A 13,136-nucleotide genomic window follows, 5' to 3' on the forward strand; every position below is an offset into this window, starting at 1 on the left:
TAAAATGCTGGGTTTCGCACAATAGCCACCAGGAAGCACCATGGAAGCCGAACGCCAGAACCAGCTCGCCGCCCGCCTTGCCGACTACGCAGAGCGCGAGCAGGCGCTACGGGGGTATCTTTGACTACGATCTGAAGGCCGAACGCCTGCAGGTCGTCAACGCCGAACTCGAAGACCCGGCGGCCTGGAACGACCCCAAGCACGCCCAGGACCTGGGCCGTGAAAAAAAATCCCTCGAAGACGTGGTCGAGACGCTGAGCGCCTTGCGCAGCGGCATCGCCGACTCCCAGGAACTGTTCGAGCTGGCCGCGGCCGACGCCGACGACGCCACGCTCGAGTCGATCGAACGCGATGCCGACGGTTTCCAGCAGCAGCTCGAGGGCCTGGAATTCCGCCGCATGTTCTCCAACCCGGCCGACCCGCTCAATTGCTTCCTGGACATCCAGGCGGGCGCGGGCGGCACCGAAGCGCAGGACTGGGCGTCCATGTTGCTGCGCCAGTACCTGAAGTACGCCGAGCGCAAGGGCTTCAAGGCCGAGGTCCTGGAAGAATCCGAAGGCGAAGTGGCCGGCATCAAGTCCGCCACCATCAAGCTCGAGGGCGAGTACGCCTTCGGCTACCTGCGCACCGAAACCGGCGTGCACCGCCTGGTGCGCAAGAGCCCGTTCGACTCGTCCGGCGGGCGCCATACCTCGTTCGCCAGCGTGTTCGTGTACCCCGAGGTCGACGACTCCTTCGAGATCGAGGTCAACCCGGCCGACCTGCGCGTGGACACCTATCGCGCCAGCGGCGCGGGCGGCCAGCACATCAACAAGACCGACTCGGCCGTGCGCCTGACCCACATCCCGACCGGCATCGTGGTCCAGTACCAGAACGACCGCTCGCAGCACCGCAACCGCGCCGAAGCAATGCAGATGCTGAAATCCAAGCTCTACGAGCTGGAAATGCGCAACCGCATGGCCGAGCAGCAAAAACTCGAGGACTCCAAGACCGACGTGGGCTGGGGCCACCAGATCCGTTCATACGTGCTCGACCAGAGCCGCATCAAGGACCTGCGCACCAACGTGGAAATCTCCAACACCCAGAAGGTCCTGGACGGCGACCTGGACACCTTCATCCAGGCGAGCCTGAAGCAAGGCGTGTGATTCCCGGGGCGCCTGCGGGCGTCCCCATCTCTTTCAGAGGCAAGCGCATGACCGACACGATCGCAATCCTGACCGGCGCCTCGCGCGGCATCGGCGCCGCCCTGGCGCGCGGCCTGGCCCGGCCCGGCACCCGGCTCATCACCCTGGCCCGCCGCGCCGACCCGGAGCTGGCCGCCCACGCCCGCGCGCAGGGCGCCGAACTCGAACAGGTCCAGGTCGACCTGGCCGACCTGGGCGCGGCCGCGCAGGCCGCCGAGCGCATTGCCGCATCCCTGCCCCGCGACGCCGGGCGCTACCTGCTGATCAACAATGCCGGCACCGTGCAGCCGGTGGCCGCCGCCGCCAAACTGGTCGACGGCCCGGCCATCGCCGCCGCATTCAATCTGAATATCTCCGCCGTGATGCTGCTGACCGCCCGGTTCGTGGCGGCCGTGCACGACCTGCAGGCCGACCGCCGCGTGCTGAACATCTCCTCGGGCGCGGGCCGCAACCCCAACGCCGGCTGGGGCGTCTACTGCGCCACCAAGGCCGCCCTCGACATGTACACCCGCGTGCTGAAGCAGGAACAGGGTTCCGGCGGTGTGCGGGCCGTCGCGCTGGCGCCCGGCATCGTCGACACCGACATGCAGCAGGCCATCCGCGCCAGCGACCCGGCCAGTTTCCCGGCGTTGGCCAAGTTCCAGGAGTTCCACGCCACCGGCAAGCTCGCCGCCCCCGCGGCGGTCGCGGCCCGCATCCTCGCCTATCTAGACCGTGACGATTTCGGCACCACCGAAATCGACGACATCCGCAATTACGACTGACCCACCATGACCGACCACTCGCCCGCCCCGGCCGCCCAGGACGAAAACCGCTTGATCGCCGAACGGCGCGCCAAGCTGTCCAAACTGCGCGAAGCCGGCGTCGCGTACCCCAACGACTTCGTGCCGGATGCGCACGCCGCCGACCTGCACCGCCAGTACGGCGAGCAAGACCAGGAGGCCCTGGCCGCGGCCGGCGTGCGCGTCAAGGTGGCGGGCCGCATGATGCTCAAGCGTGTCATGGGCAAGGCCAGCTTCGCCACGGTGCAGGACGGCAGCGGCCGCATCCAGGTCTACCTGGAGCGCGGCACGCTCGGCGAGGAAGCCTACGCCGCGTTCAAGCAGTGGGACATCGGCGACATCATCGCGGTCGAAGGCACCGTCTTCAAGACCAACAAGGGCGAGCTCTCGGTGCATGCCGCCACGGCGCGCCTGCTGTCGAAGTCGCTGCGCCCGCTGCCCGACAAGTTCCATGGCGTGGCCGACCAGGAGCTGCGCTATCGCCAGCGCTATGTCGATCTCATCATGACCGAGGCCACCCGCCGCACCTTCGAGGTGCGCAGCAAGGCCGTGGGCAGCATCCGCCAGGTCATGCTGGACGCCGGCTTCCTCGAAGTCGAGACGCCCATGCTGCACCCGATCCCGGGCGGCGCCGCGGCCAAGCCGTTCGTCACCCACCACAACGCGCTGGACATGGAAATGTTCCTGCGCATCGCGCCCGAGCTCTACCTGAAGCGGCTGATCGTGGGCGGCTTCGAACGCGTGTTCGAAATCAACCGCAACTTCCGCAACGAAGGCGTCAGCCCGCGCCACAATCCTGAATTCACGATGATGGAGTTCTACGCGGCCTATGCGGATTACCGCTGGCTGATGGACTTCACCGAGCAGATCCTGCGCCAGGCGGCCATTGCCGCCACCGGCAGCGCGGTGCTGACCTACCAGGAGCGCGAGCTGGACCTGTCCAGGCCGTTCGACCGCCTCACCATCTGCGAGGCCATCCTGAAGTACACCAGCGGCTATACCCAGGCCCAGCTCGACGACGCCGCCTTCGTGCGCGGCGAACTCAAGAAGCTGGGCGCGGATGTCGACGGCCCGGTGCTGGCGCGCGCGGGCCTGGGCGCCCTGCAGCTGGCGCTCTTCGAAGAGACCGCCGAAGCCCAGCTCTGGAATCCGACCTACATCATCGACTACCCGGTCGAGGTCTCGCCGCTGGCGCGCGCCTCGGACACCCGCCCGGGCATCACCGAGCGCTTCGAGCTGTTCATGACCGGCCGCGAGATCGCCAACGGCTTCTCCGAGCTGAACGATCCGGAAGACCAGGCCGAGCGCTTCCGCGCCCAGGTCGAAGCCAAGGATGCCGGCGACGAAGAGGCCATGTACTACGACGCGGACTACATCCGGGCGCTCGAATACGGCATGCCGCCCACCGGCGGCTGCGGCATCGGCATCGACCGCCTGGTCATGCTGTTGACCGACAGCGCCAGCATCCGCGACGTCATCCTCTTTCCGCACCTGCGGCGCGAAGACTGACGGAACCCGGCCGCCATGCTCGTCAAACTGCTGATCATCGCGGTCTTCATCGTCCTGCTGCTGTATGTCGTCCTGCCCAAGCGGCGCGGCCCCGCAGCGCCGCCCCGCGCGGGACGGCTGATGCTGACGCTGCTGGCCAGCGCAGCGGTGCTGTTGTTCGTCCTGTCGCTGTTCTGCGCCCTGCTCTGGCTGGGCGGGATATCCGGCGCCGTGACGGGCGGCGGCGAGGTGCTGGGCGGCACGGGGCTGCTGCGCATCGCCGGCCTGCTGCTGGTGTTGTCGATTGCCTGCGCGGTTGCCGCGCTGCTGAAACGGCCGCGCTGAATGCGCGGCCGTTGGCCGGTCAGGCCGCGCGCCGCTCCATTGCCTGGGCCCAGCGCCGCGCCACCGACGGCGACGTCGCGCAGATCGCCGATTCCGTCACCACCCGCACGGCCCGCTCCAGCAACTGGATATCGGCCTCGTGCTGGCGCGCCACATGCGGATCCTCAAAGAAGATCACGCGCTGGCACTGGTGCTCGAGCACCAGTTCGGCGATCTGCGCGTCGCCGCCCAGCGGGCCGCTCAAGTAGCGGTGCACCCAGGGACGGTCGGCCGGCCAGCCGCGCGCCCAGGCCAGCTCGTTCAGGCGCGCGCCCGTCGTGCCGGTGGCCACGCGCCGCTCGAACTTCGACAGCAGGTCGAAATGGTCGGCCGCGAAAGCGACCATCTGGTCCTTGAGCGCATCGTGCGAGATCAGCGCCAGGGTGTGGCGCCCGAAATCGAACAGGCGGGACACGGAAGGATCCGGGCGCAGGCCGGCATGCAGGCGCTCCACTTCCATCCACTCGATGGCGCCGGCCAGCGTGGAAATGAACGGCCGCCCGTGCGTGATGCACTGGCGCTTGAGCGCCAGGGCTTCGGGAAAAATGGATGACGGATCGACCGGGTCGATCAGGTAGATGGCGCCGTCGAACGGCGCCTCGCCTTCGCGGCCCTCGGTCACCCGGGCCACCAGCTTCATCAGGCCGCCCTCGCGCCCGTACGGATAGCGGATCAGGCCCGGATAGCCCTGCAGCATGCCCTCGCGCACGATGGCATCGTGCGTGCGCCCCACGGTGTGCAACTGGACGCCGAGCTCGCGGATCGCCGGCGAGCTGGCCCTCAGCCAGGAAAACAGCGCCGCGTCGGGAGTCTCGTGATGCAGGCGGTTGGCCGCCAGGCCGAAGCGCAATCCGGCGGGAGCGGACGCCATGGGTCAGTCCGCCTCGTCGATCCAGGCCATCTGGATGGCCTCCAGGATCTTCTCGCCGCAACGGGCCGGATCGTCGTCGAAGCCGGGCAGCGCCAGCACCCACTCGCGCAGCTGCGTGAAACGCACCGTGTTGGGATCCACGTCCGGGTGCGCATCGGCCAGCGCGGCCGCGATGTCATATGTATCGACCCACTTCATCAATGACCCTCTTTGGCGTGATTGATAGTGTACTTGGGAATCTCGACGGTCAAGTCGGCGTCGGCCACCAGGGCCTGGCAGGACAGGCGCGACGTGGAGCTCAGCCCCCAGGCCTTGTCGAGCAGGTCTTCCTCGTCGTCGGAAGCATCCTCGAGCGAGGAAAAGCCTTCGCGCACGATCACATGACAGGTGGTGCAGGCGCACGACAACTCGCAGGCGTGCTCGATCTCGATGTGATTGTCGAGCAGCACGCGGCAGATCGACTTGCCCTGCGGCGCGTCTTCGATCACGGCGCCGTCGGGGCAGACGTCGGGATGGGGCAATACAGTCAGTTTAGGCATAAGTTCGAGTGGGCGGTTCGGTCAGGCGATTTCGTCCAGCTTGCGGCCGGCCAGGGCGGCGCGGATGCCGCGGTCCATGCGGCGCGCGGCGAATTCCTCGGTGGCGTCCGAGAGGGCCTGGACGGCGGCGCGCACGAGCTCGACATCGGCCGCCTGTTGGGCGGCCTCGGCCTCCCGCAGGCGCTGGTCGACCAGGCGGCGCTCGTCGGCATCGAGCAGGTCGCCGTCGCTGGCCAGGGCGGCGCGCACCGACTCCACCAGCTGGCGCGCCTCGACCTGCTGCTCGCGCAACATGCGCGCCTGCGCATCGCTGTCGGCCTGCGCCACGCTGTCGGCCAGCATGCGGGAGATCTCGTCATCGGACAGCCCATAGGACGGCTTGACCGACACGGCCGCCTCGATGCCGGTGCTCTGCTCGCGCGCCGTGACGCTCAGCAGGCCATCGGCGTCGACCTGGAAGGTCACGCGGATGCGCGCCGCGCCGGCCACCATGGGCGGGATGCCGCGCAGCTCGAAGCGCGCCAGCGACCGGCAATCGGACACCAGGTCACGCTCGCCCTGCACCACGTGCAGGCTCATCGCGCCCTGCCCGTCCTTGAAAGTGGTGAATTCCTGGGCGCGCGCCACCGGGATGGTGCTGTTGCGCGGGATGATGCGCTCGACCAGCCCGCCCATGGTTTCCAGCCCCAGCGACAGCGGGATCACGTCCAGCAACAGCCAGTCCTCGCCGGGCATGCGGTTGCCGGCCAGCAGGTTGGCCTGCAGGGCCGCGCCCAGCGCCACGACCTGGTCCGGATCCAGGTCCACCAGCGGCTCGGTGCCGAACAACTCGCCCACGGCCTGGCGGATCACCGGCATGCGCGTCGCGCCGCCCACCATGACCACGCCCTTGACGTCGGATACCGCCAGCCCCGCGTCGCGCAAGGCGGCCCGGGCGCGCTCCAGCGTGCGACGCACCAGCGGTTCGGCCAGTTGCTCGAACTGCTCGCGCGTCAGCTCCACATCCAGCGCGCGGCCATCCTGCAGGTCGACGCGCAGCGCGGCGGACTGCTCGCTCGACAGCGCCTCGCGCGCCGCCCGGGCGGCCACCAGCACGGCGCGCCGGTCGGCTGCCTCCAGTTGCACGTCGGCGCCCAGGGTGCCGCGGGCGTACTCGGCGATCGCCCAATCGAAATCGTCGCCGCCCAGCGCCGTATCGCCGCCGGTGGCGACCACCTCGAACACGCCCTTGGTCAGGCGCAGGATGGAAATGTCGAAAGTGCCGCCGCCCAGGTCGTAGACGGCATAAGTGCCCTCGGCGGCCTGATCCAGCCCATAGGCAATGGCGGCCGCCGTCGGTTCGTTGAGCAGGCGCAGCACGTTGAGCCCGGCCAGGCGGGCGGCATCGCGCGTGGCCTGGCGCTGGGCATCGTCGAAATAAGCCGGCACGGTGATCACCGCGCCCACCAGGTCGTCGCCCAGCACGTCTTCGGCGCGCTGGCGCAGCACCGCCAGGATCTGCGCCGAGATCTCCACCGGGCTGAGATCGCCCTGCACCGTGCGCAGCCGCACCATGCCGGGAGCATCGACGAATTCGTAGGGGGCCCCGCTGGCGCGCGCTTCCTCGAGCGAACGGCCCATGAAGCGCTTGACCGACACGATAGTGTTGAAAGGGTCGGCCGCCTGCTGGGCCAGGGCCGCTGCGCCGATCACGGCGCGGCCGTCGGCCAGGTAGCGCACGGCGGATGGCAGCAAGGGCCGGCCATCGGCATCGCCCAGCACTTCGGGCGTGCTGCTGCGCACCGCGGCCACCAGGGAATTGGTCGTGCCCAGGTCGATGCCCACCGCAAGCTTGCGCTGGTGCGGCGCGGGCGATTCGCCGGGCTCGGAAATCTGCAATAAGGCCATGATTATGCTTCGGATCGGAAAGCTAGAAACAGTGCGACACCGGCCGCCGGAACCGCGCTAGGCCGGCCGCGCGGCGGCCAGCTCCTGCGCGAGTTTTTCGACGAACATCCATTCGCGCACCTTGATGCCGGCGGCGGCGAAGTCGCGCCGGGTGTCGAGCAATGTAGCCAGCGTGGCGCGCATTTCCTGGCGGGCCTGCTGCAATTCGGCATCGAGCGCGGCGAACGCGGCCGGGTCCTGGCGCGCCTCGTCCAGCATCTCGCGCCATTGCATCTGCTGCATCAGGAAGGCCGGGTCCATGGCGGTGTTGCTTTCGGTCTGCAGGTCCACGCCCGCCTGCTCACACAGGTAGCGGGCCCGCAGCAGCGGATCGCGCAATTGCCGGTAGGCTTCATTGGCGCGCGCGGCCCATTGCATGGCGACGCGGCGCTCGGCCGGGCTGGCGGTGGCATAGCGGTCGGGGTGCACCCGCGCCGCCACGGCGCGCCAGGCCTGCTCGAGCGCCTGGGCATCCAGCTCGAACCGGGGCGGCAGGCCGAACAGGCTGAAATGATCGTCGCCGGCCAAGACCTACACCGTGAACGACTCGCCGCAGCCGCAGGTCGCCTTCTCGTTGGGGTTGCGGAACTTGAAGCCTTCGTTCAGGCCTTCGCGCGCGTAGTCCAGCTCCGTGCCGTCCAGGTAGGCGAGGCTTTTCGGGTCCACGAACACCTTGACGCCAAAGCTTTCGAAGACCAGGTCTTCGGCCGCGGGTTCGTCCACGTACTCGAGTTTGTAGGCCATCCCCGAGCACCCGGTGGTCCGCACGCCCAGGCGCAGGCCCAGGCCCTTGCCGCGCTTCTGCAAGTAGCGTCCGATATGGGACGCGGCCTGTTGGGTCAGGGTGACAGACATATCAGCCCGCCGCGACAGCCGCCGCCGCGGGTTCGGCCTGCGCCGGCGCCGCGTGCTTGTCCTTGTAGTCCTGCACCGCCGCCTTGATGGCGTCTTCGGCCAGGATCGAGCAGTGGATCTTCACCGGCGGCAAAGCCAGTTCCTCGGCGATCTGGGTATTGCGGATGTTGAGCGCCTCGTCCAGCGTCTTGCCCTTGACCCACTCGGTGACCAGCGAGCTGGACGCGATGGCCGAGCCGCAGCCGTACGTCTTGAAGCGCGCGTCTTCGATCACGCCCGACTCGTTGACCTTGATCTGCAGCTTCATCACGTCGCCGCAGGCCGGCGCGCCGACCATGCCGGTACCCACCGAGGCGTCGCCCTTGTCGAACGAGCCCACGTTGCGGGGGTTTTCATAGTGGTCCAGAACTTTGGTGCTGTATGCCATGATGTTTCTCCTGTGTCGATCGCGCGGGCGCTCAGTGCGCGGCCCACTGCACGGTGTTCAGGTCGATGCCGGCCTGGGCCATTTCCCACAGCGGCGACATGTCGCGCAGCTTGCCCACGCGGCTCTTGATGAGTTCGACGGTGAAATCCACTTCCTGCTCGGTGGTGAAGCGGCCCAGCGTGAAGCGGATCGAGCTGTGCGCCAGCTCGTCGTTGCGCCCCAGGGCGCGCAGCACGTAGGAAGGCTCCAGGCTGGCCGAGGTGCAGGCCGAGCCGCTGGAAACGGCCAGTTCCTTGATCGCCATGATCAGCGATTCGCCTTCGACGTAATTGAAGCTGACGTTCAGGTTGTGCGGCACGCGCTGCTCGAGGCTGCCATTCAGGTAGGTTTCCTCGATCTGGGAAAGCCCCGCCCACAGGCGGTCGCGCAACATGCGGATGCGCTCGTTCTCGGTGCCCATTTCCTCGCGGGCCAGGCGAAAGGCTTCGCCCATGCCGACGATCTGGTGGGTGGCCAGCGTGCCGGACCGGAACCCGCGCTCGTGTCCGCCGCCATGCATCTGCGCCTCGATGCGCACGCGCGGCTTGCGCCGCACATACAGCGCCCCGATGCCCTTGGGGCCGTAGGTCTTGTGCGCCGAGAACGACATCAGGTCGACCTTGAGCTTCTGCAGGTCGATCTCGACCTTGCCGGTGGCCTGCGCGGCGTCGACATGGAACACGATGCCCTTGTCGCGGCAGATCTCGCCCAGCGTCTCGATGTCCTGGATGACGCCGATCTCGTTGTTGACCATCATCACCGACACCAGGATGGTGTCCGGCCGCAGCGCCGCCTTGAAGGCATCCAGGTCCAGCAGGCCATCGTCGCGGACGTCCAGGTAGGTGACCTCGAAGCCCTGGCGCTCGAGCTCGCGACAGGTGTCCAGCACCGCCTTGTGCTCGGTCTTGACCGTAATGACGTGCTTGCCGCGCTCGGCGTAGAAATTGGCCGCGCCCTTGATGGCCAGGTTGTCGGACTCGGTGGCGCCGGACGTCCAGATGATTTCACGCGGGTCGGCGTTGACCAGCTTGGCGACTTCCTGGCGGGCGTTCTCGACAGCCTCTTCCGCTTCCCAGCCGAACGAATGGCTGCGCGAAGCGGGGTTGCCGAAGTTGTCGTACAGCCAGGGCACCATCTTTTCGACCACGCGAGGGTCGACCGGCGTGGTGGCGGAATAATCGAGATAGATCGGGCGGGTGGTCATGTGTTGCTACTCCTGCTTATACGGTGGCGTCGGCGGCAATGGCCGAGGCGGTCGAGGCGGACCCGGGAGTGCCCCGTTCCACCCGCACGGCGGTGCAGCCCTGGGCGGCCTTGGACGCCTCCTGCAGCTGCCGCAGGCGCTGCTGATCGACCAGGTCCTGCAGCGACACGGAATCGAGGTAGTCGACCATCTTGCGGTTCAGCGTGGTCCAGAGCTCGTGCGTCATGCACTTGCCGCTCTTGCCGTCGTTGCCGCTGGTGCAATCGTGCTTGCCCCCGCAGCTGGTGGCGTCGAGCGGCTCGTCGACCGCGAAAATGATGTCGGCGACGGTGACGTTGCGCGCCAGGCGGGCCAGCGAGTAGCCGCCGCCGGGGCCGCGCACGCTGTCGACCAGTTCGTGCCGGCGCAGCTTGCCAAAAAGCTGCTCCAGGTAAGAAAGAGAAATATTCTGGCGCTGGCTGATCGCCGCGAGAGTCACCGGACCGCTGTGCTGCCGCATGGCCAGGTCGATCATCGCGGTTACCGCGAAACGCCCTTTGGTAGTGAGCCGCATGGTGGATTCCTGTTGAACGGGCTGGCTGCCCGCAACGTGGGGCAACCAATACCTGAGTAATTACCTCAAGTATAGCAAATTCCCGAGTAATTTGCTAAGTCATCGCACCCGCAAAAAACCGCGCCGTAGCGCGGTTTCTGGAAGCCGGTCCGGACCGGCGATCAAGCGGCCTGGTACTGGGTGGCCCGCTTGCGGACCAGTTCCAGTACGCCTTGACAGGCGTCCTCGAGGTAGTCGAGCACCTTGTCGAACCCTTCCGGGCCGCCGTAGTAGGGATCGGGGACGGTGGCTTCCTCGAACTCGTTGGCGAAGCGCATGAGCAGCATCAGCTTGTGCTGGTAGGCCTTGGGGCACTGCTGCTGCAGCGCGGAAAGGTTGTCCCAGTCCATCGCCAGGATGAGATCGAAATCGCGGGAATCCTCCGCGGTGACCTGGCGGGCTTCGCAGTGATTGATCTCGTAGCCGCGCTTGCGGGCGGCGGCCTGGGCGCGGGCGTCGGGCGCCTCGCCGATGTGGTAGGCATGCGTGCCGGCGGAATCCACCCGCACGACCTCGCTCAAACCGGCGTCGTTCACCAAATGGCGAAAAACGCCCTCTGCGCTCGGCGAGCGACAGATATTACCCATGCAAACGAAAAGTACCTTGGTCATCATGGGTGTAAGTCTGAGGGAAAACCCGGAATATAGCAAGTTTTTTTTGCAATTGCGCAAGCATTTCCCCGCCCGGGCGGCCGATTATTTTTTTATATTAAATCAATAGCTTAAAGCAATAATATGAAGCTAAGAATGAGGTTTTTCCGGCCACTTCCGTAACAATGCCGGCGACTTGACCGCAATGCAGCACGAGCCCCTCTTCCCTAGGCCGCGCCGTCGAGCAACACCCGCTGCTTGAGCGCGTTCAGGGCGTCGCGCGCCGCCGCCGCCTGCTCGAACTCGAGGTTGCGGGCATGGTCCATCATCAGCTTCTCGAGGCGGCGGATTTCGCGCGCCATGGCCTTCTCGTCGGTCAGCAACTGGGGCTCGATGGCGGCCTCCAGGGTGTCGTGTCGTGCCGGCGCGACAATGCCGTCGATGAGCTCGCGCACCGCCTTGTTGACCCCGCGCGCCGTAATGCCGTGCTCGACGTTGAACTGCAGCTGCTTGGTGCGGCGCCGCTCGGTCTCGTCGATGGCGCACTGCATCGAGGCGGTCACGGTATCGGCATACAGGATGGCATGGCCGTTCAGGTTGCGGGCGGCGCGGCCGATGGTCTGGATAAGGCTGCGTTCCGACCGCAGGAAGCCTTCTTTGTCGGCGTCCAGGATCGCCACCAGCGAGACCTCCGGGATGTCCAGCCCCTCGCGCAGCAGGTTGATGCCGACCAGCACGTCGAAGGTGCCCAGGCGCAGGTCGCGGATGATCTCGACGCGCTCGACGGTATCGATATCGGAATGCAGGTAACGGACCCGCACGCCATGCTCGGCCAGGAAGTCGGTGAGGTCCTCGGCCATGCGCTTGGTCAGGGTCGTGACCAGCACGCGCTCCTGCGCCGCCACCCGCAGCTTGATCTCGCCCAGCAGGTCGTCGACCTGGGTGCGGGCGGGCCGCACCTCGACGCGCGGGTCGACCAGGCCGGTGGGCCGTACGACCTGTTCCACCACATTGTCGGAGTGTTCCTGCTCGTACGCGGCCGGGGTGGCCGAAACAAACACGCACTGGCGCATGCGGGCCTCGAACTCCTCGAGCCGCAGCGGACGGTTGTCCAGCGCCGACGGCAGCCGGAACCCATACTGCACCAGTGTTTCCTTGCGCGCCCGGTCGCCGCGGTACATGCCGCCGAGCTGGCCCATGGTGACGTGGCTCTCGTCGATGAACATCAGCGCATCGGCCGGCAGGTAGTCGATCAGGGTCGGCGGCGGCTCGCCCGGCGCGGCGCCGGACAAATGGCGCGAGTAGTTCTCGATACCCTTGCAGAACCCCAATTCCTGCAGCATTTCGAGATCGAAGCGGGTGCGCTGCTCGAGACGCTGCGCCTCGACCAGCTTGCCGTCGGCGGTGAAGAGCTGCAGGCGCTCGCGCAGCTCCTCCTTGATGGTTTCTATGGCGCGCAGCACCGTGTCGCGCGGCGTCACGTAGTGCGAGCCCGGGTAGACGGTAAAGCGGGGCAGCTTCTGGCGCACCCGGCCGGTCAGCGGGTCGAACAGCTCGAGCGCTTCGATCTCGTCGTCGAACAGCGTCAGCCGCAGGGCCAGCTCGGGGCTTTCGGCCGGGAAGATGTCGATCGTCTCGCCGCGCACCCGGAACGTGCCGCGCGTGAAGTCGGCATCGTTGCGGGTGTACTGCATGGCCACCAGGCGCGCCAGGATCTCGCGCCGCGAGATGCGGTCGCCGCTGCGCAGGATCAGCACCATGGCGTGGTAGTCGCCGGGATTGCCGATACCGTAGATGCACGACACCGTGCCGACGATCACCGTATCGCGACGCTCGAGCAGGCTCTTGGTGGCCGACAGCCGCATCTGCTCGATGTGCTCGTTGATGGACGAGTCTTTCTCGATGAAGAGGTCGCGGGTGGGGACGTATGCCTCGGGCTGGTAGTAGTCGTAGTACGAAACGAAATACTCCACCGCGTTCTTGGGAAAGAACTCGCGCATTTCGGCGTACAGTTGCGCGGCCAGGGTCTTGTTGGGGGCCAGCACCAGGGCCGGCCGACCCAGCCGCGCAATGATGTTGGCCATGGTGTAGGTCTTGCCCGAGCCCGTCACCCCCAGCAGGGTCTGGTACATGAGGCCGTCCCGCATCCCCTGGGTCAGGCCTTCGATCGCGGCGGGCTGGTCGCCCGCCGGCGGATACGGCTGGTACAGGTGGAACGGGCTGTCGGGAAAATCGACGAATCCGGGAGCGGTCAT

Annotated in this window: 15 protein-coding genes; 4 read left to right on the top strand and 11 right to left on the bottom strand. The window is 67.2% G+C overall.

Annotated features, from left to right (window positions below; translation table 11 throughout):
- The first annotated feature begins 40 nt into the window (after nucleotides 1-40).
- The 4 genes from prfB (at nucleotide 41) to CAL24_RS13515 (ending at nucleotide 3,799) form a co-directional block, all read left to right on the top strand.
- A protein-coding gene (gene prfB / locus CAL24_RS13500) for a peptide chain release factor 2 (RefSeq protein WP_141218085.1) occupies nucleotides 41-1,145 on the top strand; the annotation gives its coding sequence in 2 pieces (ribosomal slippage) (nucleotides 41-121 and nucleotides 123-1,145; 1,104 coding nt in all).
- Nucleotides 1,146-1,192: 47 nt separating this feature from the next.
- Complete coding sequence (locus CAL24_RS13505; protein ID WP_094806954.1) at nucleotides 1,193-1,948, top strand: SDR family oxidoreductase; 756 nt, start codon at nucleotides 1,193-1,195, stop codon at nucleotides 1,946-1,948.
- A 6-nt stretch (nucleotides 1,949-1,954) separates the two neighbouring features.
- Entirely contained in the window at nucleotides 1,955-3,475 is a 1,521-nt protein-coding gene (gene lysS, locus CAL24_RS13510) for a lysine--tRNA ligase (protein ID WP_028355713.1), read from the top strand.
- 15 nt (nucleotides 3,476-3,490) lie between these two features.
- A complete protein-coding gene (locus tag CAL24_RS13515; protein ID WP_028355712.1) occupies nucleotides 3,491-3,799 on the top strand; it encodes a hypothetical protein in 309 nt (102 codons plus the stop codon).
- Between the two features lie 19 nt (nucleotides 3,800-3,818).
- Here the strand turns inward: CAL24_RS13515 and CAL24_RS13520 are convergent, their stop codons facing one another.
- The 11 genes from CAL24_RS13520 to uvrB all read right to left on the bottom strand — a co-directional run bounded on the left by CAL24_RS13520 (nucleotide 3,819) and on the right by uvrB (nucleotide 13,136).
- Complete coding sequence (locus CAL24_RS13520) at nucleotides 3,819-4,709, bottom strand: methylglyoxal synthase (protein ID WP_028355711.1); 891 nt, start codon at nucleotides 4,707-4,709, stop codon at nucleotides 3,819-3,821.
- A gap of 3 nt (nucleotides 4,710-4,712) precedes the next feature.
- Entirely contained in the window at nucleotides 4,713-4,907 is a 195-nt protein-coding gene (iscX, locus tag CAL24_RS13525) for a Fe-S cluster assembly protein IscX (RefSeq protein ID WP_028355710.1), read from the bottom strand.
- Entirely contained in the window at nucleotides 4,907-5,248 is a 342-nt protein-coding gene (gene fdx / locus CAL24_RS13530) for an ISC system 2Fe-2S type ferredoxin (RefSeq protein WP_028355709.1), read from the bottom strand. The genes iscX and fdx overlap by 1 nt, the downstream gene beginning before the upstream one ends.
- 21 nt (nucleotides 5,249-5,269) lie before the next feature.
- The gene (hscA, locus tag CAL24_RS13535; RefSeq protein WP_094806955.1) at nucleotides 5,270-7,135 is read right to left on the bottom strand and encodes a Fe-S protein assembly chaperone HscA; all 1,866 of its coding nucleotides are present in this window, start codon (nucleotides 7,133-7,135) and stop codon (nucleotides 5,270-5,272) included.
- A gap of 57 nt (nucleotides 7,136-7,192) precedes the next feature.
- The gene (gene hscB, locus CAL24_RS13540) at nucleotides 7,193-7,702 is read right to left on the bottom strand and encodes a Fe-S protein assembly co-chaperone HscB (protein WP_028355707.1); all 510 of its coding nucleotides are present in this window, start codon (nucleotides 7,700-7,702) and stop codon (nucleotides 7,193-7,195) included.
- A gap of 3 nt (nucleotides 7,703-7,705) precedes the next feature.
- On the bottom strand, nucleotides 7,706-8,029 hold the full coding sequence (gene iscA / locus CAL24_RS13545) for an iron-sulfur cluster assembly protein IscA (RefSeq protein ID WP_028355706.1): 324 nt from the start codon (nucleotides 8,027-8,029) through the stop codon (nucleotides 7,706-7,708).
- A 1-nt stretch (nucleotide 8,030) separates the two neighbouring features.
- Nucleotides 8,031-8,456 carry a Fe-S cluster assembly scaffold IscU gene (iscU, locus tag CAL24_RS13550; RefSeq protein ID WP_028355705.1) on the bottom strand — a complete coding sequence of 142 codons (426 nt, stop codon included), beginning with the start codon at nucleotides 8,454-8,456 and terminating at the stop codon, nucleotides 8,031-8,033.
- A gap of 31 nt (nucleotides 8,457-8,487) precedes the next feature.
- Nucleotides 8,488-9,699, bottom strand: coding sequence for an IscS subfamily cysteine desulfurase (locus CAL24_RS13555; RefSeq protein WP_028355704.1), 1,212 nt, complete (start codon nucleotides 9,697-9,699; stop codon nucleotides 8,488-8,490).
- 16 nt (nucleotides 9,700-9,715) lie between these two features.
- The gene (gene iscR, locus CAL24_RS13560) at nucleotides 9,716-10,252 is read right to left on the bottom strand and encodes a Fe-S cluster assembly transcriptional regulator IscR (RefSeq protein ID WP_028355703.1); all 537 of its coding nucleotides are present in this window, start codon (nucleotides 10,250-10,252) and stop codon (nucleotides 9,716-9,718) included.
- Nucleotides 10,253-10,413: 161 nt separating this feature from the next.
- Nucleotides 10,414-10,905: a low molecular weight protein-tyrosine-phosphatase gene (locus CAL24_RS13565; protein WP_094806956.1), complete on the bottom strand. Its 492-nt coding sequence runs from the start codon at nucleotides 10,903-10,905 to the stop codon at nucleotides 10,414-10,416.
- Between the two features lie 203 nt (nucleotides 10,906-11,108).
- Nucleotides 11,109-13,136 carry an excinuclease ABC subunit UvrB gene (uvrB, locus tag CAL24_RS13570; protein ID WP_094806957.1) on the bottom strand — a complete coding sequence of 676 codons (2,028 nt, stop codon included), beginning with the start codon at nucleotides 13,134-13,136 and terminating at the stop codon, nucleotides 11,109-11,111.

The sequence above is a fragment of the Bordetella genomosp. 2 genome (assembly GCF_002261345.1).
Taxonomy (GTDB): Bacteria; Pseudomonadota; Gammaproteobacteria; order Burkholderiales; family Burkholderiaceae_B; genus Bordetella_A.

Excerpts from the sequence above, each read along its gene's own strand:
- iscR (WP_028355703.1), bottom strand. The coding sequence starts at position 10,252 with ATGCGGCTCACTACCAAAGGGCGTTTCGCGGTAACCGCGATGATCGAC.
- lysS (WP_028355713.1), top strand. The coding sequence starts at position 1,955 with ATGACCGACCACTCGCCCGCCCCGGCCGCCCAGGACGAAAACCGCTTG.
- fdx (WP_028355709.1), bottom strand. The coding sequence starts at position 5,248 with ATGCCTAAACTGACTGTATTGCCCCATCCCGACGTCTGCCCCGACGGC.
- CAL24_RS13555 (WP_028355704.1), bottom strand. The coding sequence starts at position 9,699 with ATGACCACCCGCCCGATCTATCTCGATTATTCCGCCACCACGCCGGTC.
- iscX (WP_028355710.1), bottom strand. The coding sequence starts at position 4,907 with ATGAAGTGGGTCGATACATATGACATCGCGGCCGCGCTGGCCGATGCG.
- CAL24_RS13505 (WP_094806954.1), top strand. The coding sequence starts at position 1,193 with ATGACCGACACGATCGCAATCCTGACCGGCGCCTCGCGCGGCATCGGC.
- iscU (WP_028355705.1), bottom strand. The coding sequence starts at position 8,456 with ATGGCATACAGCACCAAAGTTCTGGACCACTATGAAAACCCCCGCAAC.
- hscA (WP_094806955.1), bottom strand. The coding sequence starts at position 7,135 with ATGGCCTTATTGCAGATTTCCGAGCCCGGCGAATCGCCCGCGCCGCAC.
- uvrB (WP_094806957.1), bottom strand. The coding sequence starts at position 13,136 with ATGACCGCTCCCGGATTCGTCGATTTTCCCGACAGCCCGTTCCACCTG.
- CAL24_RS13520 (WP_028355711.1), bottom strand. The coding sequence starts at position 4,709 with ATGGCGTCCGCTCCCGCCGGATTGCGCTTCGGCCTGGCGGCCAACCGC.
- iscA (WP_028355706.1), bottom strand. The coding sequence starts at position 8,029 with ATGTCTGTCACCCTGACCCAACAGGCCGCGTCCCATATCGGACGCTAC.
- CAL24_RS13565 (WP_094806956.1), bottom strand. The coding sequence starts at position 10,905 with ATGATGACCAAGGTACTTTTCGTTTGCATGGGTAATATCTGTCGCTCG.
- CAL24_RS13515 (WP_028355712.1), top strand. The coding sequence starts at position 3,491 with ATGCTCGTCAAACTGCTGATCATCGCGGTCTTCATCGTCCTGCTGCTG.